Annotated in this window: 21 protein-coding genes; 5 read left to right on the forward strand and 16 right to left on the reverse strand. The window is 64.2% G+C overall.

Annotated features, from left to right (window positions below; translation table 11 throughout):
* The first annotated feature begins 23 nt into the window (after positions 1-23).
* Positions 24-320 carry a hypothetical protein gene (locus JVX91_RS21565; protein ID WP_205336177.1) on the forward strand — a complete coding sequence of 99 codons (297 nt, stop codon included), beginning with the start codon at positions 24-26 and terminating at the stop codon, positions 318-320.
* Between the two features lie 3 nt (positions 321-323).
* Here the strand turns inward: JVX91_RS21565 and JVX91_RS21570 are convergent, their stop codons facing one another.
* Together JVX91_RS21570 and JVX91_RS21575 are read right to left on the reverse strand one after the other, a co-directional pair.
* Positions 324-1,397, reverse strand: a complete 1,074-nt coding sequence (locus tag JVX91_RS21570; protein WP_205340070.1) for a DUF1615 domain-containing protein — start codon at positions 1,395-1,397, stop codon at positions 324-326.
* Positions 1,398-1,548: 151 nt separating this feature from the next.
* Complete coding sequence (locus JVX91_RS21575) at positions 1,549-2,442, reverse strand: DMT family transporter (protein ID WP_205336178.1); 894 nt, start codon at positions 2,440-2,442, stop codon at positions 1,549-1,551.
* A gap of 130 nt (positions 2,443-2,572) precedes the next feature.
* On the opposite strand from JVX91_RS21575, the gene JVX91_RS21580 reads away from it, so the two are divergent.
* Positions 2,573-3,010: an Lrp/AsnC family transcriptional regulator gene (locus JVX91_RS21580; protein WP_205336179.1), complete on the forward strand. Its 438-nt coding sequence runs from the start codon at positions 2,573-2,575 to the stop codon at positions 3,008-3,010.
* A 152-nt stretch (positions 3,011-3,162) separates the two neighbouring features.
* Here the strand turns inward: JVX91_RS21580 and JVX91_RS21585 are convergent, their stop codons facing one another.
* From JVX91_RS21585 to JVX91_RS21595, 3 genes are all read right to left on the reverse strand, one after another.
* Positions 3,163-4,533 (reverse strand): DUF1329 domain-containing protein, encoded by a 1,371-nt coding sequence (locus JVX91_RS21585; protein ID WP_205336180.1) that lies wholly within the window; start codon positions 4,531-4,533, stop codon positions 3,163-3,165.
* 13 nt (positions 4,534-4,546) lie between these two features.
* Positions 4,547-6,508: a DUF1302 domain-containing protein gene (locus tag JVX91_RS21590; protein ID WP_240201641.1), complete on the reverse strand. Its 1,962-nt coding sequence runs from the start codon at positions 6,506-6,508 to the stop codon at positions 4,547-4,549.
* Positions 6,509-6,814: 306 nt separating this feature from the next.
* Complete coding sequence (locus tag JVX91_RS21595) at positions 6,815-7,288, reverse strand: DUF3859 domain-containing protein (RefSeq protein ID WP_205336181.1); 474 nt, start codon at positions 7,286-7,288, stop codon at positions 6,815-6,817.
* Between the two features lie 129 nt (positions 7,289-7,417).
* Between JVX91_RS21595 and JVX91_RS21600 the strand changes: the two genes are divergently transcribed.
* Both JVX91_RS21600 and JVX91_RS21605 read left to right on the forward strand, forming a co-directional pair.
* Positions 7,418-8,296, forward strand: coding sequence for a pirin family protein (locus tag JVX91_RS21600; RefSeq protein WP_205336182.1), 879 nt, complete (start codon positions 7,418-7,420; stop codon positions 8,294-8,296).
* Between the two features lie 138 nt (positions 8,297-8,434).
* Positions 8,435-9,691, forward strand: a complete 1,257-nt coding sequence (locus JVX91_RS21605) for a sugar MFS transporter (RefSeq protein ID WP_205336183.1) — start codon at positions 8,435-8,437, stop codon at positions 9,689-9,691.
* Positions 9,692-9,756: 65 nt separating this feature from the next.
* Here the strand turns inward: JVX91_RS21605 and JVX91_RS21610 are convergent, their stop codons facing one another.
* From JVX91_RS21610 to JVX91_RS21630, 5 genes are all read right to left on the reverse strand, one after another.
* Positions 9,757-10,488, reverse strand: coding sequence for a dienelactone hydrolase family protein (locus JVX91_RS21610; RefSeq protein ID WP_205336184.1), 732 nt, complete (start codon positions 10,486-10,488; stop codon positions 9,757-9,759).
* A gap of 90 nt (positions 10,489-10,578) precedes the next feature.
* Complete coding sequence (gene htpG, locus JVX91_RS21615; RefSeq protein ID WP_205336185.1) at positions 10,579-12,483, reverse strand: molecular chaperone HtpG; 1,905 nt, start codon at positions 12,481-12,483, stop codon at positions 10,579-10,581.
* 118 nt (positions 12,484-12,601) lie between these two features.
* Positions 12,602-13,840 (reverse strand): MFS transporter, encoded by a 1,239-nt coding sequence (locus JVX91_RS21620; protein WP_205336186.1) that lies wholly within the window; start codon positions 13,838-13,840, stop codon positions 12,602-12,604.
* The gene (locus JVX91_RS21625) at positions 13,841-14,287 is read right to left on the reverse strand and encodes a PaaI family thioesterase (RefSeq protein WP_205336187.1); all 447 of its coding nucleotides are present in this window, start codon (positions 14,285-14,287) and stop codon (positions 13,841-13,843) included.
* Positions 14,284-14,757: a PaaI family thioesterase gene (locus JVX91_RS21630; RefSeq protein WP_205336188.1), complete on the reverse strand. Its 474-nt coding sequence runs from the start codon at positions 14,755-14,757 to the stop codon at positions 14,284-14,286. Before JVX91_RS21630 ends, JVX91_RS21625 begins: the two co-directional genes overlap by 4 nt.
* A 160-nt stretch (positions 14,758-14,917) precedes the next feature.
* Here JVX91_RS21630 and JVX91_RS21635 point away from each other — a divergent pair, with 160 nt between their 5' ends.
* Entirely contained in the window at positions 14,918-15,139 is a 222-nt protein-coding gene (locus JVX91_RS21635; RefSeq protein ID WP_205336189.1) for a hypothetical protein, read from the forward strand.
* A 64-nt stretch (positions 15,140-15,203) separates the two neighbouring features.
* On the opposite strand, the gene JVX91_RS21640 is transcribed toward JVX91_RS21635, so the two are convergent.
* The 6 genes from JVX91_RS21640 to odhB form a co-directional block, all read right to left on the reverse strand.
* Positions 15,204-15,965: a DUF599 family protein gene (locus JVX91_RS21640; protein ID WP_024762429.1), complete on the reverse strand. Its 762-nt coding sequence runs from the start codon at positions 15,963-15,965 to the stop codon at positions 15,204-15,206.
* Positions 15,966-16,113: 148 nt separating this feature from the next.
* The gene (gene brnQ, locus JVX91_RS21645) at positions 16,114-17,427 is read right to left on the reverse strand and encodes a branched-chain amino acid transport system II carrier protein (protein WP_205336190.1); all 1,314 of its coding nucleotides are present in this window, start codon (positions 17,425-17,427) and stop codon (positions 16,114-16,116) included.
* 483 nt (positions 17,428-17,910) lie between these two features.
* Entirely contained in the window at positions 17,911-18,792 is an 882-nt protein-coding gene (gene sucD / locus JVX91_RS21650; protein ID WP_038803160.1) for a succinate--CoA ligase subunit alpha, read from the reverse strand.
* On the reverse strand, positions 18,792-19,958 hold the full coding sequence (gene sucC / locus JVX91_RS21655) for an ADP-forming succinate--CoA ligase subunit beta (protein WP_205336191.1): 1,167 nt from the start codon (positions 19,956-19,958) through the stop codon (positions 18,792-18,794). Before sucC ends, sucD begins: the two co-directional genes overlap by 1 nt.
* Positions 19,959-20,118: 160 nt before the next feature.
* Positions 20,119-21,555 (reverse strand): dihydrolipoyl dehydrogenase, encoded by a 1,437-nt coding sequence (gene lpdA, locus JVX91_RS21660; RefSeq protein ID WP_205336192.1) that lies wholly within the window; start codon positions 21,553-21,555, stop codon positions 20,119-20,121.
* An 81-nt stretch (positions 21,556-21,636) separates the two neighbouring features.
* Positions 21,637-22,863 carry a 2-oxoglutarate dehydrogenase complex dihydrolipoyllysine-residue succinyltransferase gene (odhB, locus tag JVX91_RS21665; RefSeq protein WP_205336193.1) on the reverse strand — a complete coding sequence of 409 codons (1,227 nt, stop codon included), beginning with the start codon at positions 22,861-22,863 and terminating at the stop codon, positions 21,637-21,639.
* Between the last annotated feature and the right edge of the window lie 6 nt (positions 22,864-22,869).

Consider the following 22,869-nt stretch of genomic DNA (forward strand, 5'->3'; position numbering starts at 1 on the left):
CTCACACTTGCCTGGGAGACGTCATGAAATCGCTACTGATCGCCCCGTTGTTGCTGATCGCCATGCAGCCCGCTGTCGCCGCCATCCCCATGCTCAACTATGACTGCCCGATGAATATCCAGGTCCACGCCGACGAAGGCGGGCCGGTCTACATCAATGGGCAGGAGGCCAAGCTCAAGGTCTTCAACGACAATTACTACGAGGCCAAAGGCTCGGGCGTCACCATCTCCATCAGCATCAACCCCGATGGCACGCCCTCGGTGTCGTACACCGGCAAGAAAGGCGCCAATGGCGTCTGCCAGCCCGCCGAAGGCGACTGACAGTCACGGCTTCGGCGCCCGCCCCAGGCAGCGCTGGTAGCGCTCGTCCACGCGCTGGGCGAACCAGGCGGTGGTGAGCTGGCGGGTGATCTTCGGGCTGTGCAGCGTGATGCCCGGCAGCATCGCTCGCGGCATCGGCTTGCCGGCGGAGCGCTCGGCCAGTTCGAAGACCTTGGTGTAGAGCGTCGACCGGGTGAACTCCGGCTTGTCCCCCAGCTCCAGGTCGCGGCGGATTTGCCGTTCGCTCATGCCCAGCTTCGGCGCCAGGGTGCGCACCGCCTTCTCGGTGCTACCGGCGTCGTAGCTGCCATAGAGAATCACGTCGCCATCCAGTGCCAGGGTGATGCCGGTGAGATCCATCACCGCGCGCTGGAAGGCGGCGTTGCGGCTGGCGTACCAGCCGGCGTTGAAGTCGGCGAAGCGGTACAGCTGGCGCGGATAGTTCACCGGGTAACCCAGCAGGTGCGCGATGCCGAAGTACATGCCGCCGCGGCGGCTGAACACCTCGCGGCGGATGCTGCCGTCCACCGGGTACGGATAACCCTCGGCGTGGGCCTGGGCGAACTCGATGCTGACCTGCATCGGCCCGCCGGTATGGACCGGATTGAAGCGGCCGAACAGTTGCTGGCCGAGCGGTACGCCGCCGATGAAGTCATCGAAGATCGCGCTCAGCTCCCTCTCGGTTTTCGCGCTCGCCAGGCGCTGGCTGTAGGTGCGGCCATTCGGCGACTTCAGCGCCAGCGCGGTATCGATGAGGAAACCCGGCACATGGACCTTGCTCGCGCGCCGGTCGATCTCGGCGCGAGCGATCTTGCCCAGCCCCGGCACTGGCGGGTCGGCCTTGAAGTTGGACTCCTGCTCGGTGATCGCCACCACTGAACAGAGGTTCTCGGTGGTCGCCGGAATGCGCTGGGTGGTGAAGGCGACCTGGATGTCCTTCGCCCAGCCCTCGCGGTCAGAAGCACCAGCGGGAATCAGCCTGACCAGCTTGCCGCGCACCTCCTCCGGGGTCGGCTCCGGCACGCTGGGCGCGCGGCTGCCGCAGCCGGCCAGCGCCAGTAGCGCGGCCACGCCCAGCAGATGAAGAAATCGTGGTGATGGCCTTTTCAGGCTGAATGAATCTGCCGTCAGGGCAGCCGCAGTCATAGTCCGATCCTTGCTTGAAGTCCGCCTACAGGACCTATGCCCGGTGGCGCAGGTTCCCGGCATTGTCAGGCAAGCATGGATTTCAGCGCCAGGCCAGGCGCCGCAGGTTCAGGCTCCAGCCGCGCTGCATGCCGGCGGCGGCCAACAGGATGGCGACCACGCCCAGCCATTGCAGCGGGGTCAGGCGATGGCCGAAGGCGAACCAGTCAACGAAGATCGCGGCGATGGGATAGATGAAGGACAGCGCGCCGGTCAGCGCCGTCGGCAACTTCTGGATTGCTCCATAGAGCAGTACGTACATGATCCCGGTATGCACGATGCCCAGGGTCGCCAGGCTGGCCCAGGCCGAGGTGGCCTGGGGCAATGGCGAGAAGTTCGCCCAGGGCGCCAGCAACAGTACGCCGCTCACCGCCTGGATCAGCGCGATCAGGTGCGGCGGCACTCCCGTCAGGCGCTTGATGATCAGCGCCGCCACGGCGTACAACGCCGCCGCGCCGAGCGCCAGGGCGATCCCGCCGAGGTAGTCACTGCCCACCTGCCCCGCCTCACCGTGCGCGCTGACGATGGCCAGCATGCCGAGGAAGGAAATGCCCAGCCAGGCAAGCTTCTGCCCCGTCACGCGTTCACCGAGGAACAGCGCGCCCAGCAGCACCAGCAGGAACGGCTGCACGTTATAGACCGCCGTGCCGATGGCGATGGACGCCCGCGAGTAGGAACCGAACAGCAGCACCCAGTTACCGACGATGGCCGCGCCGCTGAGCAGCGCCAGGCCAAAGGTCGCACGGGTGAGGATGCCGGGGCGCAAGAAGCCCATGGCCGCGCAGATCACCAGCAGGGTTGCGGCGCCGAACGCGCAGCGCCAGAACACCACGTCCAGCACCGGCTGACCGGAGACCACCACCAGCCAGCCGATGGTGCCGCAAATCAGCATGGCGCTGATCATTTCCAGGGTGCCGCGTCGAATCTGTTCGTTCATGACTCACCTCCATTCACTGGGGATCAGTATGAAGAAGTCATTTCGCGCACTCTATCGCCCGGCAGAGGCAAATTTACCGGTTCACCTTTACTATCAAGGCGAATTTCAGGAATCACCTTTCGAGGCTGCCATGACCGACGAAATCGACCAGCTGCTGATCGCGGCGCTGATGAAAGATTCGCGCCTTTCCCTGAAGGCCCTGGCCCAGGCCAGTGGCCTCAGTTCCCCCAGCGTTGCCGAACGCCTGCGCAAGCTGGAGGAGCGCCAGGTGATCACCGGCTACACGGTGAACGTCGACCCGCGCGCCTTTGGCTACCAACTGCAGGCCATCGTTCGCGTGCGCCCGCTGCCGGGCAAGCTGCAGGAGGTGGAGAAGCAGATCCTGGCGATCCCCGAGTTCACCGAGTGCGACAAGGTCACGGGCGAGGACTGTTTCTACGCGCGCATGTGCGTGCGCTCCATGGAGCAGCTGGACGAGATCCTGGACCACCTCAACGGCTTCGCCGAAACCAACACGGCGATCGTCAAGAAGAGCCCGGTGAAGCGGCGATTGCCGCCGATGGCGTGATACCCGGATGCACAGGTTCGCGAGCAAGAACCAGGCGTCCCTCTCGCTCCTACAAAGAGCGCGCCGGCCTGGCCTGTAGGAGCGAGCTTGCTCGCGAACCATCGGCAGTCAAATGAAAAAGGCCCCTTGCGGGGCCTTTATCGTTTCCGGACTTAGCGCGATGCCTTGCGGCGCAGGGCCGAGGGACTGAAGTTCGATTCGTCCGGCGCCGCCTGGCTGAAGTCGGCGGTGCCCGGTTCTTCGTTGTCCAGCCACTGGATGCTGTAGCGATGCGCCTGGAGGTCGTGGAAGGTGTCCAGGGCGGTCCACACCATCGGCTGCTCGTAGAAGCTCTTCAGGTAGGCCTGGGACACGCGCCACAGCTCGCCGCGACCATCGTACTGGTCGACCACGGCAGCACCCCAGCTGTCCTCGTCGAGGTACAGGGTACGGCGTGAGTAGATGTGCCGCGCGCCGGGCTTGAGCTTGCCATCCACCACCCAGACGCGGTGCAGCTCGTAGCGGGTGTACTTGGGATTGATGTGGCCGGGGGTGAGCAGGTCCTTGTACTTAACTTCCGGGCTGGTGACCTGGTAGTTGTTGTAGGGAATGTAGATTTCCTTCTTGCCCACCAGGGTCCAGTCGTAGCGGTCCGGCGCGCCGTTGTACATGTCGGTGTCGTCGGCGGTGCGCAGGCCATCGGAGTCTTCGATCGGCGTGTCGTAGGCCAGCGTCGGGGCGCGGCGCACGCGACGCTGGCCGGGGTTGTAGCCCCAGGCCTGGCGCGGCTCCTTGACCTGGTCGAGGGTCTCCTGCACCAGCGCGCCGTTACCGGCCAGGCGCGCCGGCGCGGTGGTGAAGGTCATGTAGTAGAACAGCGTGTTGCCGAGCTTGTCGTAGCTGCCCTTGGGATCGTAGAAGCGGAACAGCGCCTCGTCCTGCGAGGTGACCAGCGCGTAGGCGCCATTGCGCTGCACGCCGGCCTGGGAGGAACGGCGCACGATGTAGGTGCCGCGATAGCGCGCGATGTGGTTCCACACCGCCTCCACGCCGCTCTGCGGGATCGGGAACGGCACGCCGCCGTAGGCATCGGAGAAGCCATTGCCGCCTTCGACGAGCTTGGCACTGGTCGCGTTCTTGAAGATGTTGTCGTAGATCCACTGCGGCGCCGAGCCAGTGCGATGGGTCGCGTAGACCGGCATCTGGTAGGTGTCCGGATAGGCGTTGAAGAGCGCGATCTGCCCCGCCGTCAGGTGGGCCTTGTACTGGTCCAGGTTGGACTTGGTGATGACGAATTGCGGCTTCTCGCCAGGGAAGGGATCGACGTGGTGCGAGCCCGGCCCCTTGTAGCCAGCGGGCGCCGAGGTCAACCCACCCGTCCAGGCCGGGATGGTGCCGGCAGCGTTGCCGGCTTTCTCCGCGCCCATGGGCGTCAGGCTGCTCTTGAGCTGGGCGGCCTGGTCGGCCGAGACCGCTGCACGCGCATCGGTGACGGCCAGGGCCGTCAGCGTGGCAAGGACGATCAGGGAACTCTTCTTGTACATGGTCCTCTCCGAATCAGAACGAGTATTTCGCGGTGATCGAAACGTTGTCGCGGTCACGCATGGAGTTGCTGGAGCCCGCGCCGTAGTAGTTGGTGTACTGGGTGCCGACTTCGAAGGTGTTCAGGTAGCTGGCGTCGATACCGAGGGTGTAGGCCTTGCGCCCCTCGATGAAGTTGCCGGTGCGATCGGAGTTGCCACTGAAGTCGTCCTGGTAGACGACGTAGGGCGACAGCTTCACCCCAGCGTAGACGTCGTTCCAGCTGCCAGTGAGCAACAGGGTGTAGCCATAGCTGTCGCGGCTGATCTGCACGTCGTCGTCGTTGCCGCCGACATAGGCCTTGTCCTGGGCACCGACGAACTTGCGTTCGCTACCGTCCCAGGCGGTGTATTTCAGGCTGCTGCCACGGATGTGCTCGGAAGCCAGTTCGGCCACACCGGTCATCGAGTCGAAGCTCAGGTGCGGGCCGAAGTTGTAGATGGTCGACAGCGAGATGTTGTAGGTCTCGGCGCGCTCGTAGTTCTCGAACAGGCTGCCGCGGCACAGTTGCTTGCCGGCGACTTCAGCGCAGGCCTGGCCGGCGGCCACGCTGCCGTCATAGAGGTTGGTCTGCCCCAGGACGCCCTGGGTGAGCAGGTCACCGAGGAGATCGTCGGTGGCGGAGATACTGATCGGCATGTTCGGCCGGTAGGCGATCTCGCCGGACACCGAGGCATCGCCCAGCGTGGTGTTGAAGCTGAGGCCGTACATGCGGATGTCTTCGACGTAGTCGCGGCGCGCCTCGGCGTTGCTGGCCATGTCCAGCGTGGCCAGCCCGGGCACCGCCTCACCCAGGCCCAGTGGCCCGAGCAAGCTGTTCAACGCGTCGACGTCCACGCCCTGGTAGTCGCGCAGATCGACAGCGACCTGTGGTTCCTTGGAGTGATAGTTGACGAAGTAGAAACCGAACTCGGTGGAGTTGAGCTCCTCGGCGATGTAGCGGAAGGCCACGCCGAACTGGCCGTTGTCACGCGCTTCGACGTCCTTGCCGATGTTGGCCACCTTGAAGGTGCCGGTGTTCGGATCGAGGAAGGAATTCGGTCCGTGCGGACCGTTACCGAGCAGCCCGAGTGACGCAACGGTGGGATAGCCGGCCAGCAGTTGCTTGATCTGCGGGTCGGTCTCGGTGGTGTACGCCGTATTGCCACCATCGCTGAACAGATCGGTATCGGAGAAGTAGGTGCCCACCGAATCCAGCCGGGTTTCCTTCCACTTCCACTGGTAGAAGGCTTCCATCGACAGGTCGTCGGTGAGGCCGAAGTTGAAGCTCAGCGCTTCGACCGGCACCAGCACTTCCTTGAGCTCCGAGCCCGGCAGGTGGAAGCGCGCGGCGTCCACCGGGTTGATGGTGTTGATGCCGCCCCGATAGAACACTCCCTCGCCCCAGTTCAGCACCTGGCGACCGACGCGGCCGGTCAGCGGGTGCTCGGCAATGTCCCAGCTGCCGGACAGATAGGCATCGAGCAGCTCGGCCTTCCGCCCGGCGATGTGGCGGGTGTCATCGGTGAAGTGATCGTCCTGCGGATACGACTGGCTGGGCCGCACCACACCATCGGTGGTGTCGTAGTAGTCGTTGCGCTTATCCATGATCTGCGTGTCGTAGTAGGCAGTGCCACGCAGGAAAAGGCCGTAGTTCTGGTACTTGGCCGAGAGGTCGGAGGTCAGCTTGAAGACCTGGGAAACCAGCCCGGTATCGAAGTTGCGGTTACCGTCGTCGGCGTTGATGTCGCTGATGTTGTCCTTGTCGCGGCTTTGCACGCGCCACATGGCGCCATAGGACAGCGTGCTGTCCAGCGAACCGGTGATCTCGTTGTCGGCCAGCTTGAACTCCAGCGCCTGGGCCGAACCCGCCACCAGTAGCGGCAGAAGCCCCATCACTGCACCCGCACGCCGCGGCGCCCAGAAAATCGACGAGCGCACCCCCATCTGACTGTTCATAGACAGCATTACCTCCTTGGCCAAGATTTATCGCCCCGGCCATTGCGGCCAGCGCTGTTCTTATTTGTCTCTCGGCTGCCGGCCGCCTCGTTTCATCGCGGGCCACCGTGCAGTAACACTCCTGCAAGAGCGCTTGCGGGCGCCCTGCGTACCATCCTCTTCCTGCTTGCACGCTCGAAGTTGGCACTATCGTGCATGCAAAGTAACAAACTGTTTCCCCCCTGCCAATCCAAAGGTTGCACGCGCCCCTAATTGGATGCAAAGAAAAGCCCGACATAGAGCCGGGCTTTTTTCATACAGAGTGACTCACTCGACAGTGAATGTTTTCTCTGCCAGCAGGCGATCCCCCTGGAACACCATGAACCGCCATTCCCCCGGCACCACCTCATGGTTCTCGGTGAACTGGTAGGCCATGACGTCGGTGGGCGCACCCACCACCAGCTTCTGCACGACCTCGAAGCGGTCGTGGCGCTGGCCATCCGGCGTCACGACGCCGGGCGTGAAATACAGCAGCGTCAGCGGAGTATCGCCTTCCTGCTTGCCGCTGAGCTGGTAGCGCATACCGAACTTGGTGCCCAGCTTGGCCGGCACGCGGGTGGTCGATTCGATCTGCTGCTCGCTGCGGGTGAGCACGCGCTCGCCCGGCTGGTAATCCTTGTAGTTGCTGACGAAGACGCCGTACTCGACCGGGCCGGTGACACGCACGTCGGCGAAGGCCGAGCTGGCGAAGGCGGAAGCCAGGGTGAGGGCCAGGACTGCTGGCAGGCGGGATATGGGCATGTCGCGCTCCTTGTTGGGGACCGCGCGAGGCTATGACATCGCCGTGACAGCCTGATGACAGGTCGCCTCTGCCGGGGCGGCATCGCGCCGAGCGTCTATCATGCGTGAACCAGCCTCTCGGGAATCATCATGAGCGACACCCTGCTAGCCATCCGCCCGCGCGCCGAAGACGTCGAGGGCGTGCCGATCCTGCGCCCCCTGCCCTCCGCGCAGCGCCGCAGCGTCGGTCCTTTCGTGTTCTTCGACCACATGCTCGAAAGCAGCTTCGCGCCCGAGCATGGCATGGACATCCGCCAGCACCCGCACATCGGCCTGTCCACCCTCACCTACCTGTTCGAAGGCCAGGTGCAGCACAAGGACAGCCTCGGCTCGGACCAGCTCGTGCTGCCCGGCGACGTCAGCTGGATGACCGCCGGGCGTGGTGTCGCCCACGTCGAGCGGACCCCGGCCAACCTGCTGCACAGCGGCTCGCGCCTGCACGGCCTGCAGGTCTGGCTGGCCCTGCCGCGCGAGCTCGAAGACTGCGAGCCCAGCTACAGTCACCACGCCGCCGCCAGCCTGCCGGAAAGCGACAGCCTGGGCGTGCGCATCCGCATGATCGCCGGCTCCGGGTTCTGCCTCGAATCGCCGGTGCCGGTACGCTCCGCCACGCTCTACGCTGACCTGCAACTCAGTGCCGGCGCCACCCTGGCGATCCCCGACGAGCATCCCGAGCGAGCGCTGTACCTGATCGAAGGGGAAGCGCTACTGGACGATGAATCGCTGCCGCTGCACGCGCTGGTGGTACTGCCCGAAGGCGAGAGCTTCACCCTCTCCGCCTGCGGCGACTGCCACGCGGTGATGATCGGCGGCGATCCGTTGGACGGCCCGCGGCGGATGAACTGGAATTTCGTCGCCAGCGATCCGAGCCTGATCGACAGTGCCCGGGCGCGCTGGGCGGCGCGGGACTGGCCCACAGTGCCAGGTGAAATCCAACGCATCGAACTGCCGCACCAGGGCCCGAAGTAGAGAAGCCGGTCTAGAAGTATCGCGCGCGCAATGGAATGTCGCGCCGAATGAAGAACCTGACGGCAAATTGCGTCAGCATCGCCGCCCTCTGACGGCCCTAAGCCGGCAGCCACCACTATCTGGCCCTAGGAGTCCGAGATGGACCAGTCGAACGCCAATCGCCACACCAGCGCCCTGACCGTGCTGACCCTGCTGTTCTTCATGTGGGGCCTGATCACCTCGCTCAACGACATCCTCGTGCCGCACCTCAAGGCGGTATTCACCCTGTCCTACGTAGAAGCCTCACTGGTCCAGTTCTGCTTCTTCGGCGCCTACTTCATCATGTCCTTCCCGTCGGGGCGGCTGGTGGAGAAGGTCGGCTACAAGAGCGGCATCATCGTCGGCCTGGCCACGGCCGGGATCGGCTGCCTGCTGTTCTACCCGGCGGCAAGCGCGCAGTCCTACCCGTATTTCCTCGCCGCGCTGTTCATCCTCGCCTCGGGCATCACCCTGCTGCAGGTAGCGGCCAACCCGTACGTCAACGTCCTCGGCCCGGCGAGCACCGCCGCCAGCCGGTTGAACCTGACCCAGGCCTTCAACTCCCTGGGGACCACGGTCGGCCCGCTGGTGGGCTCAGTGACCATCCTCGCCATTGGCGCCGGCGCCGCCTCGCAGATCGGCGGCTCCGCCGCTGGTGAAGCCGACTCGGTGAAGACGCCCTACCTGGTGCTGGCGGGACTGCTGTTCGCCATCGCCGTCCTGATCGCCCTGTTCCGTCTACCAAAGATCCACCACGGCGAACCCACCGACGGCGCCGCCGGACAAAAATCGATCTTCGCTCACCATCACCTGGTATTCGGGGTCATCGCGATCTTCTGCTACGTCGGCGCCGAGGTCTCCATCGGCAGCTACCTGGTGAGCCTGATGGGCCAGCCGGACATCGCCGGGCTGCCAGCGGAGCAGGCCGGCAAGTACCTGTCGTTCTACTGGGGTGGCGCCATGGTCGGTCGCTTCATCGGCAGCGCCCTGATGCGCGCCATCGCGCCGAACCGCCTGCTGGCGTTCAATGCGCTGGTCGTCACGGTGCTGATCGCAGTGGCGCTGAGCCTGGGCGGTCATGCGGCGATGTGGGCGCTGATCCTGATCGGCCTGTTCAACTCGATCATGTTCCCGACCATCTTCTCCCTCGCCCTGGAAGGCCTGGGCAATCTCACCAGCAAGGGCTCCGGCCTACTCTGCATGGCGATCGTCGGCGGCGCCGTGATGCCGCTGGTGCAGGCGTTCTTCGCTGACCGCATCGGTCTGCTGCCCTCCTTCGCCGTCCCGCTGGTGTGCTACCTGTACATCGTCTGGTTCGGCGCCCGCGGCTATCGCGCCGACGAGCAACTGGCGCGGCCATCCACCAGTTCGCCCTGAGCCAGGACGCACACCCACGAAACGAAAAAGCCCGGCGATTGCCGGGCTTTTTCATGGGCGACGATTCAGTTGCCGAAACGCTCTTCCAGCAGGTCGAACATCGCCGCGAAGGCGCGCCGTGCCACCTTGGCGTCGTACTGCATCTTGCCGGGGATCTGTGCATGCGGATCAGTGAAGGAATGCGCCGCGCCGCCATAGCTGGTCAGCGCCCAGTCGACCTTGGCGTCGATCATTTCCTTGGCGAACGCCGTCAGTTGCTCGCGCGGCACGAAAGGATCGACGGCGCCGTCGAGAACCAGCACCGATCCCTTGATGTTCTGCGCATCGGCCGGATTCGGCGTATCCAGGGTGCCATGGAAGGATACCGCTGCCGCCAGCGCGGCGCCGTCACGAGCCAGCTCCAGGGCGCAGCAACCACCGAAGCAGAAGCCGAAGGTGGCGATTTTAGCGGTATCCACGGGCGCCTTGCCCACCTGGTCCAGCAGAGTCTTGAGCGAGAGTTGCATGCGCTTGCGCAGCAGTGCGCGGTCGTTCTTCAGCGGCATCATCGCGGCGGCGGCCTGCTCCGTACCGTTGGGCCGCACGTCCTTGCCATAGAGATCGGCCACCAGCACCACATAGCCGCGCTCGGCGACCTTGCGGGCGATGTCCACTGCGCCCTGGCTGACGCCCATCCAGTTCGGCGCCATCAACAGGCACGGACGGGGCGCATTGCTGGACGCGTCGAATACCAGTTGGCCTTCGAAGGACACGCCATCGAGGCTGTAGGCGACAGGTTGCACGCTGATCTGGGTCATTCGGGTATTCCCCTTTCGCTTGTCGGTGTAATGCATCGAGTACTGGAAAAACACAAAGCCCGCCGAGGCGGGCTTTGCTTCTGCTTCAGCTTAGGCGGAAAGCTCCACCAGCAGCTTGTTCAGGCGGCGCACGTAGGCGGCCGGGTCTTTCAGGCTATCCCCCGCAGCCAGGGCTGCCTGGTCGAAGAGGATGTGGGTCAGTTCGCCGAAGCGGTCCTCGTCGGCCTCCGCGTCGAGCTTCTCGATCAGCGGGTGGGCCGGGTTGAACTCGAAGATCGGCTTGGATTCCGGCACCTTCTGCCCGCTGGCCTCGAGGATCTGGCGCATCTGCAGGCCCAGGTCCTGTTCGCCGATGGCAAGGATCGCCGGCGAGTCGGTCAGACGGTGGGACACGCGCACCTCGGCGACTTCGTCGCCCAGTGCAGCCTTCAGGCGCTCAGCCAGGCCTTCTTTGGCCTTGGCGATCTCTTCCTGGGCCTTCTTGTCCTCTTCGGAGTCCAGACTGCCCAGGTCCAGGTCGCCACGGGCGACGTCCACCAGTTGCTTGCCGTCGAACTCCGGCAGGTAGCTCATCAGCCACTCGTCGATACGGTCGGTGAGCAGCAGCACTTCGATGCCTTTCTTGCGGAAGACTTCCAGGTGCGGGCTGTTCTTCACCTGGGCGAAACTCTCGCCGGTGAGGTAGTAGATCTTGTCCTGGCCTTCCTGCAGGCGGCCGATGTAGTCGGCCAGGGAGACGCTCTGCTCGCCGCTCTCGTCGCTGGTGGAAGAGAAGCGCAGCAGGCCGGCGATCTTGTCCTTGTTGGCGAAGTCCTCGGCTGGACCTTCCTTCAGCACCTGGCCGAAGTTCTTCCAGAAGCCTTTGTAGGCCTCGGCGTCGTTGCTGGCCAGCTTCTCCAGCATGTCCAGGGAACGCTTGGTCAGCGCCGACTTCATCGAGTCGACCACCGGGCCGGACTGCAGGATTTCGCGGGAGACGTTCAGCGACAGGTCGTTGGAGTCCACCACACCCTTGATGAAGCGCAGGTACAGCGGCAGGAACTGGTCAGCCTGGTCCATGATGAACACGCGCTGCACGTAGAGCTTCAGGCCACGCGGGGCCTCGCGGTGGTAGAGGTCGAACGGCGCGCGCGCCGGGACGTACAGCAGCGAGGTGTATTCGAGCTTGCCTTCGACCTTGTTGTGGCTCCAGGTCAGCGGGTTCTCGAAGTCGTGGGCGATGTGCTTGTAGAACTCCTGGTATTCCTCGTCCTTCACCTCGGTGCGCGGACGAGTCCACAGGGCGCTGGCACGGTTGACCACTTCCCACTCGGTTTCGGCCGGCTTGTCGGCCTCTTCGCCGTGGTGTTCCTTCGGCAGCTCGATGGGCAGCGCGATATGGTCGGAGTACTTCTTGATGATGTTGCGCAGGCGCCAGCCGTCGGCGAACTCGTCTTCGCCGTCCTTGAGGTGCAGGACAATGCGGGTGCCGCGCTCGGCCTTGTCGATGGTGGCGACGTCGAAGTCACCCTCGCCCTTGGAGGACCAGTGCACGCCTTCGCTGGCCGGTGCGCCGGCGCGGCGGGTGAAGACGTCCACCTTGTCGGCGACGATGAAGGCGCTGTAGAAGCCCACGCCGAACTGGCCGATCAGGTGCGAATCCTTTTTCTGGTCGCCCGAGAGATTCTTCAGGAAGTCGGCGGTACCGGACTTGGCGATGGTACCCAGGTGCGCGATGACGTCCTCGCGGCTCATGCCGATGCCGTTATCTTCGAGGGTGACGGTCTTGGCGTCCTTGTCGAAGCTCACGCGGATCTTCAGTTCCGCGCCACCTTCGAGCAGCTCAGGCTTGGCCAGGGCCTCGAAACGCAGCTTGTCGGCGGCGTCGGAGGCGTTGGAAATCAGTTCGCGAAGGAAGATTTCCTTGTTCGAATACAGGGAGTGAATCATCAGGTGAAGCAGCTGCTTCACTTCGGTCTGGAAGCCCAGTGTTTCTTTTTGAGTCTCCGCGCTCATCGTTTCTCGCTCCGAGGATGACAAATGCCGCGTCATGCGGCCGATGTCAGCGAGATGGGGGCTTCCCGAACCAATTCAAGGGGTTGGAGAAAAATCGCCGGCAGCTGCCGGCAAAGGCTCAGCGCGCGGTGAGTTCGATGTCCGCGACTTCACTGGGGCGCAGCGTGTAGCTCGCCTGCCCGGGACCGTCGATCACCCGACGGATGACCAGCCGACCATCAGCGTCCAGCCCAACGAAAACCCCCTCGGCAGTCCGCCCACGCTCGGTGGTGACCCGCATGCCGCGATTCATGTAGCGCTGCGGCGCTGCCTGCAGGCGCTCCAGGGACAGGCGACCGCTCTCCGCCCCCTGCGGCGCCGGAGCAGCCACCGGTGCCGGCGCGGCGACCGGCGCAGCAACCACGGCCGCGGCCTTCAGGCGCGGGTAACGGTCGTTGCGTACGCCCCAGCCTCGGGCATCGGTCTTCTCCAGCACCACCTGCAGCTCCTGCGGCACGCTGGCGACCGCCACGCCCACGGAGAGGGTCTGCGCGAGGCGCTGGGTGTCCAGCGGCGGCAGGCGGGTTATGACCACGTCCCGGCTGGCGAAGCGGCGCTCCAGGTAATCCTGCAGTACATGGCGCAGGGTATCCGGCGAGTCGAAGCGCGTATCCACCTGGCCATTGCGGTAGCGCAGGCGGTCGGTGAACACCTCGACAGTGCCGCTCAAGGTGGTCTGCATCTCGGCCGGCAACACCAGGTGGAACGCGCCGCGCATGCGATTGGGCGCTTCCGGCGTCAGGTCCAGGTGCAGGCTGTAGCCGCGCTGCAGGCGCACCGCCTCGGGCAGGTCCTGGCCCGGCGCCAGCCAACTGACTTCGATCTCGGGCAGGCGCCCCTTGTCATCGGGAAGGACGTCGAGGCGCAGCGGTCCGCTCACCGCCGCGGGCAGGCGCACCTGTATTTCCCGGTGGGCGTAGAAGTCCTGGCCTTCGCGAAGACTCAGCACGCCGTCGATGTACTCGGCTTGTTCCGGGGTGAACGACTTGCCGTTGAGCTCGCCGTGCAGATCGATGGCCAGCTCGGGCTTGACCACCGGCTCGGGCTTGAGCCACGCCAGGCTGAGAATCGCTTCGAGGCGGGCAGAGTCCTGCGAGGCGAGCATCGTCAAGCCAACCACCAGCGGGATGCAGCCCAGCCCCCCCAGAGCCACGGCACTGCGGGCGCGGCGCCAGTTGGTCACGATGAACAGCAGCGCCATCGGCGGCAGCAGGCTGGCAATTCCCCAGAACAGGCTGCGCGCGAAGGCGCTGCTGATGACCCAGACGTATCCGGCGAGAATCAGCAGCAGCCCCAGCAGGATCAGCAGCGTATCCATTCAGGCGCCGTCGACCTTGAAGTGCGCGCGGGCGGTGGCGATCGGCTCGGTCCGGGTGGTCTGCCAGGCGGTGATCGCCACGTTGGCCACGCGCCTGCCCTGGCGCCAGACCTGGCACTGGGCATAGGTATCGCGGAAGTGCCCGGCACGCAGGTAATCGATGGAGAAGTCGATGATCTTGGGCATGTGCGGGATGCCCATGAACATCAACAGGTGCAGCAGCGCCGAGTGCTCCATGAAGCCGGCGATGACACCGCCGTGCAACGCCGGCAGCGTCGGGTTGCCGATATTGTCCGGGTTGGCCGGCAGCTGGAAGATCGCGTCATCGCCCAGGCGCAGGCAACGGATGCCGAGTAGCCGAGCGTAGGGAATCATCTCCAGCAGCGGATCGTAGTTCTTGCTCTCGTGCGCCGCGCGGACCATCTGCTCGATGTTCACCGTGCTCATTGCCGACCTCCTTCGACATCGCGCTTGACGGTGCCGGCGGACACCGCCTTGCCCATGCGCATGAAGGTGCCGACCACGTGGGCGATGGGCTCCGACGGGTCATCCTGATAGGCATAGCCACGGGTGAAGATGATGTTCGGGGTGACCCGGTAGCACTCGGCGAATCCGTAGACGTCCTTGTGCGGCTGCGCCGGGTGCATGTAGTCGATGCGCAGGTCCAGGGTCGGACAGATCTCGAACTGGGGCAGGACACAGAGCGTGGAGATGCCGCAGGTAGTGTCCATCAGCGTGGTGATGGCGCCGCCATGGATCACTCCGGTCTCCGGATTGCCAACGATGCCGTCGCTGTAGGGCAGCCGCAGGGTCAGGCCGGAGGCATCCGCCGCATGTGCGCCGATGCCCAGTAACTGGCAGTGGCGCAGCGCCGACAGGAAGCGCTCGACGCGCTCCAGGAGTGGAGTTTCAGACATGGGGACGACCGACCGATTGACTGCACGGGCCCGCATCATACCCCGGCCGCCGCCGCGGCTGCAGCGGTGCATTACCGGGCTGTAGGAATATTCATTGAACTAATTCACACAACGTCGGTTCAAAGGGCTAACACCAGGAAAGCCGCACATGGAGGCTCCAATGAAAAAAACCCTTCCCTTCGCTCTGATCCTCGTCGCCGGTTTCAGCCTTGCCGCCTGCGACAAGAAAGAAGAGCCGAAAGCACCGGCGGAGCCCGCCGCGACCGAGCAGCCGAGCACTCCCGCACCGACCACTCCGCCGGCGCCCGAAGCTTCCCCGGCTACTCCGGCTGCCCCGGCCACCGCACCGCAGGAGCCCGCTGGCGGCGAGCAGAAGCAGTAATTTCGCTTCGCAACACAAGAAAAGGCCCGCATGTTGCGGGCCTTTTCGTTTCTGCCGTTCGCTATCAGCCGCTGGGAGGAATGTCGTTGTCCCGCGGCGCGTCGCCCTGGGGCGTCGGCGTGTAGACCATCACGTGGAGCACGCTGGAGTGGAATTCGCGCTGGTACAGCACGCCCACCACGCCCGCCGTCACCAGCATGAAGATCCACGGGTTGATGAACCAGGCCAGCATCGCCAGGCCGAAATAATAGGTGCGCAATCCCTGGTTGAACTGGTGCGCCGCCAGCGACACCACCCGCGCCGCGCGCTCGGCGAAGGACTTGCGCTCCAGCTCACCGACGTTGCGCTCCCCCACCATGGGCGCCGAGCCGATCAATACGGCGGCGAAGTTGTACTGGCGCATGCACCAGCTGAAGGTGAAGAAGGCATAGACGAATACCACCGCCAGGCACAGCAGCTTGAGCTCTGAAAGCCCACGGGTAGGTGGCGTCACGAAAGGCAGGTCCGCGAGAACCGAGATCGTGCGCTCCGCCGAGCCCAGCAGGGTCAGAATGCCTGCGAGGATGATCAGGGTGCTGGAAGCGAAGAACGATGCGTTGCGCTCCAGGTTGCCGATCACGCTGGCGTCCGCCACGCGGTTGTCGCGCAGCAGCACGCGGCGCATCCAGTCCTGGCGATAGAGGTGCAGCACGCTGGCCAGGCACGCGGTGTCGCGGGCCTTGGTCTTGGCGTAGCGGGTGTAGCCGATCCAGCAGAAGAGGAACCAGAGGATGGCGAGCAGGTTCCAGAAGTACTGGATGTCGAACAGGTCGACGACGTCGGTCATGGATTTCCTTGCGATTCGAGGCGGAAAGAAGTCGGTACGCAGCCGATAGACGCCAGTTTATCGTTTCAGGACACGACGCCCACGGTGGAGAATCGCAGACATGAAAAAGGCCGCCTTGTGGGCGGCCTTTTTCATGGATGGCGGGATATCAGGCCATCGCTTCCTGGGGTTTGCCCAGCAGGCGGTCGATGACCACCATCGCGGCCAGCATGACGACCGAGGGGATCAGCCAGGCGAGGCCCTGCTCGGCCAACGGCAGGTGTTCCATCCAGGCCGGCATCCAGGCGTCAAGCTTGGCGCCTTTCAGCGCGTCGATGATGCCGAAGACGAAGGAAATCACCATCACCGGGGCGACGATGCGGGTCTGCGAACGCCACAGGCTGGCGCAGAAACTCAGCGCCACCAGCACGATGCACGGTGGGTAGATCGCAGTCAGCACCGGGATGGAGAACTGGATGAGCTTGGTCAGGCCCAGGTTCGATACCAGCAGCGAGAAGCCGGCCAGGATGATCACCAGGCTGCGATACGACAGCGGCAGGATGCGGCAGAAGTACTCGGCGCAGGCGCAGGTCAGGCCCACGGCGGTGACCAGGCAGGCCAGCGCGATCAACACGGCGAGGAAGGTGCTGCCCAGCGAGCCGAAGGTGTGCTGCACGTAAGCGTGCAGGACGGCAGCGCCGTTGGCGGCACCGGCGGCGATGTCATGGCTGCCCGAGCCCAGGCGGAACAGGCTGATATACACCAGCGCCAGGCCCACCCCGGCGATCAGGCCGGCGATGATGGCGTAGCGGGTGATCAGCCGCGGCGAGTCCACGCCACGGGAGCGGATCGCGTTGACGATGACGATACCGAAGACCAGCGCGCCGAGGGTGTCCATGGTCAGGTAGCCATTGACGAAGCCCTGGGAGAACGCCGCGGCCTGGTAGGCCGGCTCGGCGACGCCGATGGGGCCGGCCGGCAGCATGAAGGCGGCGATGCCCAGGGCGGCCAGGGCGATGATCTTCAGCGGCGCGAGGAAGCGGCCAACGGTATCGAGCAGCTTGCCGGGGTACAGCGAGATCACCAGCACCACCAGGAAATACACCAGGCTGTAGAGGAACAGCGGCAGCGCGCCCTCCCCGGTCAGCGGCGCCAGGCCAACTTCGAAGGAGACGGTGGCGGTACGCGGGGTGGCGAACAGCGGTCCGACCGACAGGTAGCAGACAGCCGCCAGCAGCCCTCCGGCAACGCGGCCGATGGGGTGACTCAGGGTGTCCATCGCGCCACCGACCTTGGCCAGTGCCACGACGGTGATCACCGGCAGGCCTACCGCGGTGATCAGGAAGCCCAGCGCCGCCATCCACACGTGCGGCCCCGACTGCAGGCCCACGATCGGCGGGAAGATGATGTTGCCCGCGCCGACGAACAGCGCGAAGGTCATAAAACCAAGTGCCAGGACGTCCTGGCCTTTCAAGACTTTCATGAAGGGAAATACCACAGTGCTGAAACGGGTTCGTGGTCTCCCAAGGCACGCACGCCGTACGGACGTGACAAAGCCGCATCGAACGGGACTGGCTGACTCACTCGGGGCGAGCCTGCGCATCCTGTGATGCTGCTGTCATCGGTACGGAGAGTTGTTCTTGGAAGTCCGATAGCAGAGGTTTTCCAAGGGCTCGTGGCCCGTTTGCTCCTGCATTCTGGTTATCCCGCCATCCTTGACGGTCAGGAATCGCCGTCGCTTCCGGGTAGGAATTGACGGTGAGCGAGCCTTCCCTTGTGGGGAACGCGACGCTTCATATAGTTGCTAGCCTAACGATCTATTCCGATGAACTGCACTGACATACGTCAGATCGTCCGCGCAATGATCGGCGATGTCGCCTGAACGACACTTTGTCAGACGCAGCCATAACGACAGAGGCCACCCGAAGGTGGCCTCTGTGGACGGACGGTTTAGTAAGCGAGGCGCTTACTTGACCGGCCAGCCGGTCAGCTCGGCCAGGGCCTTGCCGATGTCGGCCAGGGAACGCACGGTTTTCACACCAGCGTCCTGCAGGGCGGCGAACTTCTCGTCCGCAGTGCCCTTGCCGCCGGAGATGATGGCGCCGGCGTGGCCCATGCGCTTGCCGGGCGGTGCGGTTACACCAGCGATGTAGGACACCACCGGCTTGGTCACGTTGGCCTTGATATAGGCAGCAGCTTCTTCTTCAGCCGAACCACCGATTTCGCCGATCATGACGATGGCTTCGGTTTTCGGGTCTTCCTGGAACAGCTTCAGGATGTCGATGAAGTTGGAGCCCGGGATCGGGTCGCCACCGATGCCCACGCAGGTGGACTGGCCGAAGCCGGCGTCGGTGGTCTGCTTAACGGCTTCGTAGGTCAGGGTGCCGGAACGCGACACGATGCCTACTTTGCCCGGCAGGTGGATGTGACCCGGCATGATGCCGATCTTGCACTCGCCGGGAGTGATCACGCCCGGGCAGTTCGGGCCGATCAGGCGTACGCCCAGCTCGTCGCACTTGACCTTGGCTTCCAGCATGTCGATGGTCGGGATGCCTTCGGTGATGCAGACGATCAGCTTGATGCCGCCGAAGGCCGCTTCCAGGATCGAGTCCTTGCAGAACGGAGCCGGAACGTAGATGACCGAAGCGTCAGCGCCGGTAGCTTCCACGGCTTCCTTGACGGTGTTGAACACCGGCAGGCCCAGGTGGGTGGTGCCGCCCTTGCCGGGGGTCACGCCGCCAACCATCTTGGTGCCGTAGGCGATGGCTTGTTCGGAGTGGAAGGTACCCTGCGAGCCGGTGAAGCCCTGGCAGATGACTTTGGTGTCTTTATTGATCAGGACGCTCATTACTTACCCTCCGCGGCCTTGACGACTTGCTGGGCAGCGTCGGTCAGGCTGGTCGCCGCGATGATGTTCAGACCGCTTTCGGCCAGGACCTTGGCGCCGAGGTCGGCGTTGTTGCCTTCCAGACGAACGACAACCGGGATTTTCACGGCGACTTCTTTCACGGCGCCGATGATGCCTTCGGCAATCATGTCGCAGCGAACGATGCCGCCGAAGATGTTCACCAGAACGGCAGCGACGTTGCTGTCGGACAGGATGATCTTGAACGCTTCGGTCACGCGCTCTTTGGTGGCACCGCCGCCAACGTCGAGGAAGTTGGCCGGCTTGCCGCCGTGCAGGTTGACGATGTCCATGGTGCCCATGGCCAGGCCAGCGCCGTTGACCATGCAGCCGATGTTGCCTTCCAGCGCGACGTAGTTCAGTTCCCACTTCTGCGCATGGGCTTCACGAGCGTCGTCCTGGGACGGGTCGTGCATGGCGCGCAGCTTGGGCTGACGGTACATGGCGTTGGAGTCGATGTTGATCTTGGCGTCCAGGCAGTGCAGGTTGCCGTCTTTCTTGATCACCAGCGGGTTCACTTCCAGCAGCGCCAGGTCGTAGTCCTGGAACAGCTTGGCCAGGCCCACGAAGATGTGGGTGAACTGCTTGATCTGGTCGCCCTTGAGGCCCAGCTGGAAGGCCAGCTCGCGACCCTGGTACGGCTGAGCGCCAACCAGCGGGTCGATGGTGGCCTTGAGGATCTTCTCAGGGGTCTCGTGCGCAACTTTCTCGATGTCCACGCCACCTTCGGTGGAGGCCATGAAGACGATGCGACGGCTGGAACGGTCGACAACGGCGCCGAGGTACAGCTCCTTGTCGATGTCGGTGCAGGATTCCACCAGGATCTTGCTGACCGGCTGGCCATTGGCGTCAGTCTGGTAAGTCACCAGACGCTTGCCCAGCCAGTTGGCTGCGAACGCCTTGGCGTCCTCTTTGCTCTTGACCAGCTTCACACCGCCCGCTTTACCGCGGCCACCGGCGTGTACCTGGGCTTTGACGACCCACTCGGTACCACCGATCTTTTCACAGGCTTCTGCGGCCTCTTCGGGTGTGTCGACGGCGTAGCCCTTGGATACGGGCAGGCCGTACTCAGCGAACAGCTGCTTACCCTGATATTCGTGGAGATTCATGCTTGTCTACCGTTTTCGTCTTGGGTATTGCGCATTCGGCGCGGCGCTCGTGGCACCACGCCACCTGTGACCGAGTCCCCCTCGGGGGAGAAACGATCCGGCGGGATGGACGGCAGCCCCTCGCAAAAGACTGCCGCCCTCCTCGCCGTGGTCCCGTTCCTTAGCGCTTCTTGCGGTTGGCGATGTGGATGGCGTGGCCATTCACCGCCAGGGCCGCTTCGTGCAGCGCTTCGGACAGAGTCGGGTGGGAGAAGACCATCATGCCCAGGTCTTCGGCACTGGTGCCGAATTCCATGCCGATCGCGCCTTGCTGTACCAGCTCGGCGGCGCTCGGGCCGATCACGTGGACGCCCAGTACGCGGTCGGTCTTGGCATCGGCGATGACCTTGACCAGACCAGTGGTGTCGTTGGCAGCCATGGCGCGGCCGCTGGCGGCGAACGGGAAGGTGCCGACGTTGACTTCAACGCCTTCGCCTTTCAGTTGCTGCTCGGTCTTGCCGACCCATGCGATTTCCGGGTGGGTGTAGATCACCGACGGAATCAGGTCGTAGTTCATCTGGGCCTTGTGGCCGGCGATGCGCTCGGCAACCATCACGCCCTCTTCCGAGGCCTTGTGCGCCAGCATGGCGCCACGGACCACGTCACCGATGGCGTAGACGCCCGGAACGCTGGTCTTGCAGTGGTCGTCGACGAAGATGAAACCGCGCTCGTCCATGGTCACGCCGCTGTCAGCAGCCAGCAGGTCGGTGGTCACCGGGCGACGGCCCACGGCCACGATCAGCTTGTCGAAGGTTTCCTTCTGCTCGCCGTTGGCGTCGGTGAAGGTCACGGTGACCTGCTTCTTCTTCACGTCCGAACCGGTGACGCGAGCGCCCAGGCGGATGTTCAGACCTTGCTTGGTCAGGACCTTCAGGGCTTCCTTGGCGATCTGCTCGTCGGCAGCCGGGAGGAACTTGTCCAGGGCTTCCAGGACGGTGACTTCAGCGCCCAGGCGAGCCCAGACCGAACCCAGTTCCAGGCCGATGACGCCAGCGCCGATCACGCCCAGCTTCTTCGGTACGCTCTGGAATTCCAGGGCGCCGGTGGAGTCGACGATGACGTCTTCGGTCAGCGGGGCCGGCGGGATTTCAACCGGCTTGGAGCCCGAAGCGATGATGATGTTGTCGGCTTCCAGGACCTGGGTCTTGCCGTCCAGGCCGGTCACTTCGACCTGCTTGTTGGCCAGGACCTTGCCGTGGCCTTCGAAGGAGGTCACGCCGTTGGCCTTGAACAGGGTGGCGATGCCGCCAGTCAGGTTCTTCACGATGTTGGCCTTGCGGGCAATCATCGCCGGAACGTCCATCTTCACGCCGCCAGTGGAGATGCCGTGGACGTCGAAGCCTTCTTTGGCTTCCTTGTACTTCCAGGAGCTGTCCAGCAGTGCCTTGGACGGGATGCAGCCTACGTTCAGGCAGGTACCGCCGAGGGCAACCTTGCCCTCCTTGCCGATGTACTTCTCGATGCAAGCGGTCTTCAGGCCGAGCTGGGCGGCACGGATGGCGGCCACGTAGCCGCCGGGGCCGGCACCAATCACAACCACGTCGAATTTCTGGCTCATATCTCAATCCTTATTCCGGTGAAGCGGACGGCCCCTTGCGGGGCCGTCATGTAGTACGGGGCCGTCGTGTGAATTGACGTATCAGACGTCCAGCAGCAGGCGAGCCGGGTCTTCCAGCAGATCCTTCATGGTGACCAGGAAGCTTACCGCTTCCTTGCCATCGATCATGCGGTGATCGTAGGACAGCGCCAGGTACATCATCGGCAGGATGACTACTTGGCCGTTAACGGCCATCGGGCGCTCCTGGATCTTGTGCATGCCGAGGATGGCGGTCTGCGGCGGGTTGACGATAGGAGTCGACAGCAGGGAACCGAATACGCCACCGTTGGAAATGGTGAAAGTACCACCGGTCATGTCTTCGATGGACAGCTTGCCGTCTTTGGCTTTCTTGCCGAAGGTGGCGATGCCGTTCTCGATCTCGGCCAGGCTCATGAACTCGGCGTTACGCAGAACCGGTACGACCAGACCGCGGTCGCTGGAAACTGCCACACCGATGTCCTGGTAGCCGTGGTAGACGATGTCGTTGCCGTCGATCGAGGCGTTGACGCCCGGGAAGCGCTTCAGGGCTTCGGTGGCGGCCTTGACGAAGAAGGACATGAAGCCCAGGCGAACGCCGTTGTGCTTCTTCTCGAACAGGTCCTTGTACTTGTTGCGCAGGTCCATGATCGGCTTCATGTTGACTTCGTTGAAGGTAGTCAGCATGGCCATGGAGGACTGGGCTTCGACCAGACGCTCGGCAACCTTGGCGCGCAGGCGGGTCATCGGAACGCGCTTCTCGACGCGGTCGCCAGCGGCGAAGACCGGAGCAGCGGCAGCCGGAGCTGCAGCCTTGGCAACCGGAGCGGCGGCCGGGGCATTCTTCTTGGCTTCAACGGCAGCGACGACGTCTTCCTTGGTGACACGACCGCCCTTGCCGGTACCGGCCAGGCTGTTCGGGTCGATGCCATTCTCTTCGGCGAGCTTGCGGGCAGCCGGCGAGAGGATGTTGTCGTCGGCTGCAGCGGCCGGAGCAGCGGCGGCCGGTGCGGCAGCCGGAGCCGAGGCAGCAGCCGGAGCGGCAGCGGCAGCACCGCCTTCGCTCAGCTTGCCCAGCAGTTCGTTGGAGAGGACGGTGTCGCCCTCGTTCTTGACGATCTCAGCCAGGACGCCATCCGCTTCGGCGAGCACTTCGATCACGACCTTGTCGGTTTCGATGTCGACGATCAGCTCGTCACGCTTGACGGCTTCACCGACCTTCTTGTGCCAGGTTGCGACGGTGCCGTCGGCAACCGATTCCGGGAAGGTTGGGGCTTTGATTTCGATAGCCATTATGTG

The sequence above is a fragment of the Pseudomonas sp. PDNC002 genome (genome assembly GCF_016919445.1).
Classification (GTDB): Bacteria; Pseudomonadota; Gammaproteobacteria; order Pseudomonadales; family Pseudomonadaceae; genus Pseudomonas.

What these genes read in the sequence shown, in the direction of transcription:
- JVX91_RS21565 (WP_205336177.1), top strand. Translation starts at nt 24, where the DNA reads ATGAAATCGCTACTGATCGCCCCGTTGTTGCTGATCGCCATGCAGCCC.
- JVX91_RS21575 (WP_205336178.1), bottom strand. Translation starts at nt 2,442, where the DNA reads ATGAACGAACAGATTCGACGCGGCACCCTGGAAATGATCAGCGCCATG.
- JVX91_RS21580 (WP_205336179.1), top strand. Translation starts at nt 2,573, where the DNA reads ATGACCGACGAAATCGACCAGCTGCTGATCGCGGCGCTGATGAAAGAT.
- JVX91_RS21585 (WP_205336180.1), bottom strand. Translation starts at nt 4,533, where the DNA reads ATGTACAAGAAGAGTTCCCTGATCGTCCTTGCCACGCTGACGGCCCTG.
- JVX91_RS21590 (WP_240201641.1), bottom strand. Translation starts at nt 6,508, where the DNA reads ATGAACAGTCAGATGGGGGTGCGCTCGTCGATTTTCTGGGCGCCGCGG.
- JVX91_RS21595 (WP_205336181.1), bottom strand. Translation starts at nt 7,288, where the DNA reads ATGCCCATATCCCGCCTGCCAGCAGTCCTGGCCCTCACCCTGGCTTCC.
- JVX91_RS21600 (WP_205336182.1), top strand. Translation starts at nt 7,418, where the DNA reads ATGAGCGACACCCTGCTAGCCATCCGCCCGCGCGCCGAAGACGTCGAG.
- JVX91_RS21605 (WP_205336183.1), top strand. Translation starts at nt 8,435, where the DNA reads ATGGACCAGTCGAACGCCAATCGCCACACCAGCGCCCTGACCGTGCTG.
- JVX91_RS21610 (WP_205336184.1), bottom strand. Translation starts at nt 10,488, where the DNA reads ATGACCCAGATCAGCGTGCAACCTGTCGCCTACAGCCTCGATGGCGTG.
- htpG (WP_205336185.1), bottom strand. Translation starts at nt 12,483, where the DNA reads ATGAGCGCGGAGACTCAAAAAGAAACACTGGGCTTCCAGACCGAAGTG.
- JVX91_RS21620 (WP_205336186.1), bottom strand. Translation starts at nt 13,840, where the DNA reads ATGGATACGCTGCTGATCCTGCTGGGGCTGCTGCTGATTCTCGCCGGA.
- JVX91_RS21625 (WP_205336187.1), bottom strand. Translation starts at nt 14,287, where the DNA reads ATGAGCACGGTGAACATCGAGCAGATGGTCCGCGCGGCGCACGAGAGC.
- JVX91_RS21630 (WP_205336188.1), bottom strand. Translation starts at nt 14,757, where the DNA reads ATGTCTGAAACTCCACTCCTGGAGCGCGTCGAGCGCTTCCTGTCGGCG.
- JVX91_RS21635 (WP_205336189.1), top strand. Translation starts at nt 14,918, where the DNA reads ATGAAAAAAACCCTTCCCTTCGCTCTGATCCTCGTCGCCGGTTTCAGC.
- JVX91_RS21640 (WP_024762429.1), bottom strand. Translation starts at nt 15,965, where the DNA reads ATGACCGACGTCGTCGACCTGTTCGACATCCAGTACTTCTGGAACCTG.
- brnQ (WP_205336190.1), bottom strand. Translation starts at nt 17,427, where the DNA reads ATGAAAGTCTTGAAAGGCCAGGACGTCCTGGCACTTGGTTTTATGACC.
- sucD (WP_038803160.1), bottom strand. Translation starts at nt 18,792, where the DNA reads ATGAGCGTCCTGATCAATAAAGACACCAAAGTCATCTGCCAGGGCTTC.
- sucC (WP_205336191.1), bottom strand. Translation starts at nt 19,958, where the DNA reads ATGAATCTCCACGAATATCAGGGTAAGCAGCTGTTCGCTGAGTACGGC.
- lpdA (WP_205336192.1), bottom strand. Translation starts at nt 21,555, where the DNA reads ATGAGCCAGAAATTCGACGTGGTTGTGATTGGTGCCGGCCCCGGCGGC.
- odhB (WP_205336193.1), bottom strand. Translation starts at nt 22,863, where the DNA reads ATGGCTATCGAAATCAAAGCCCCAACCTTCCCGGAATCGGTTGCCGAC.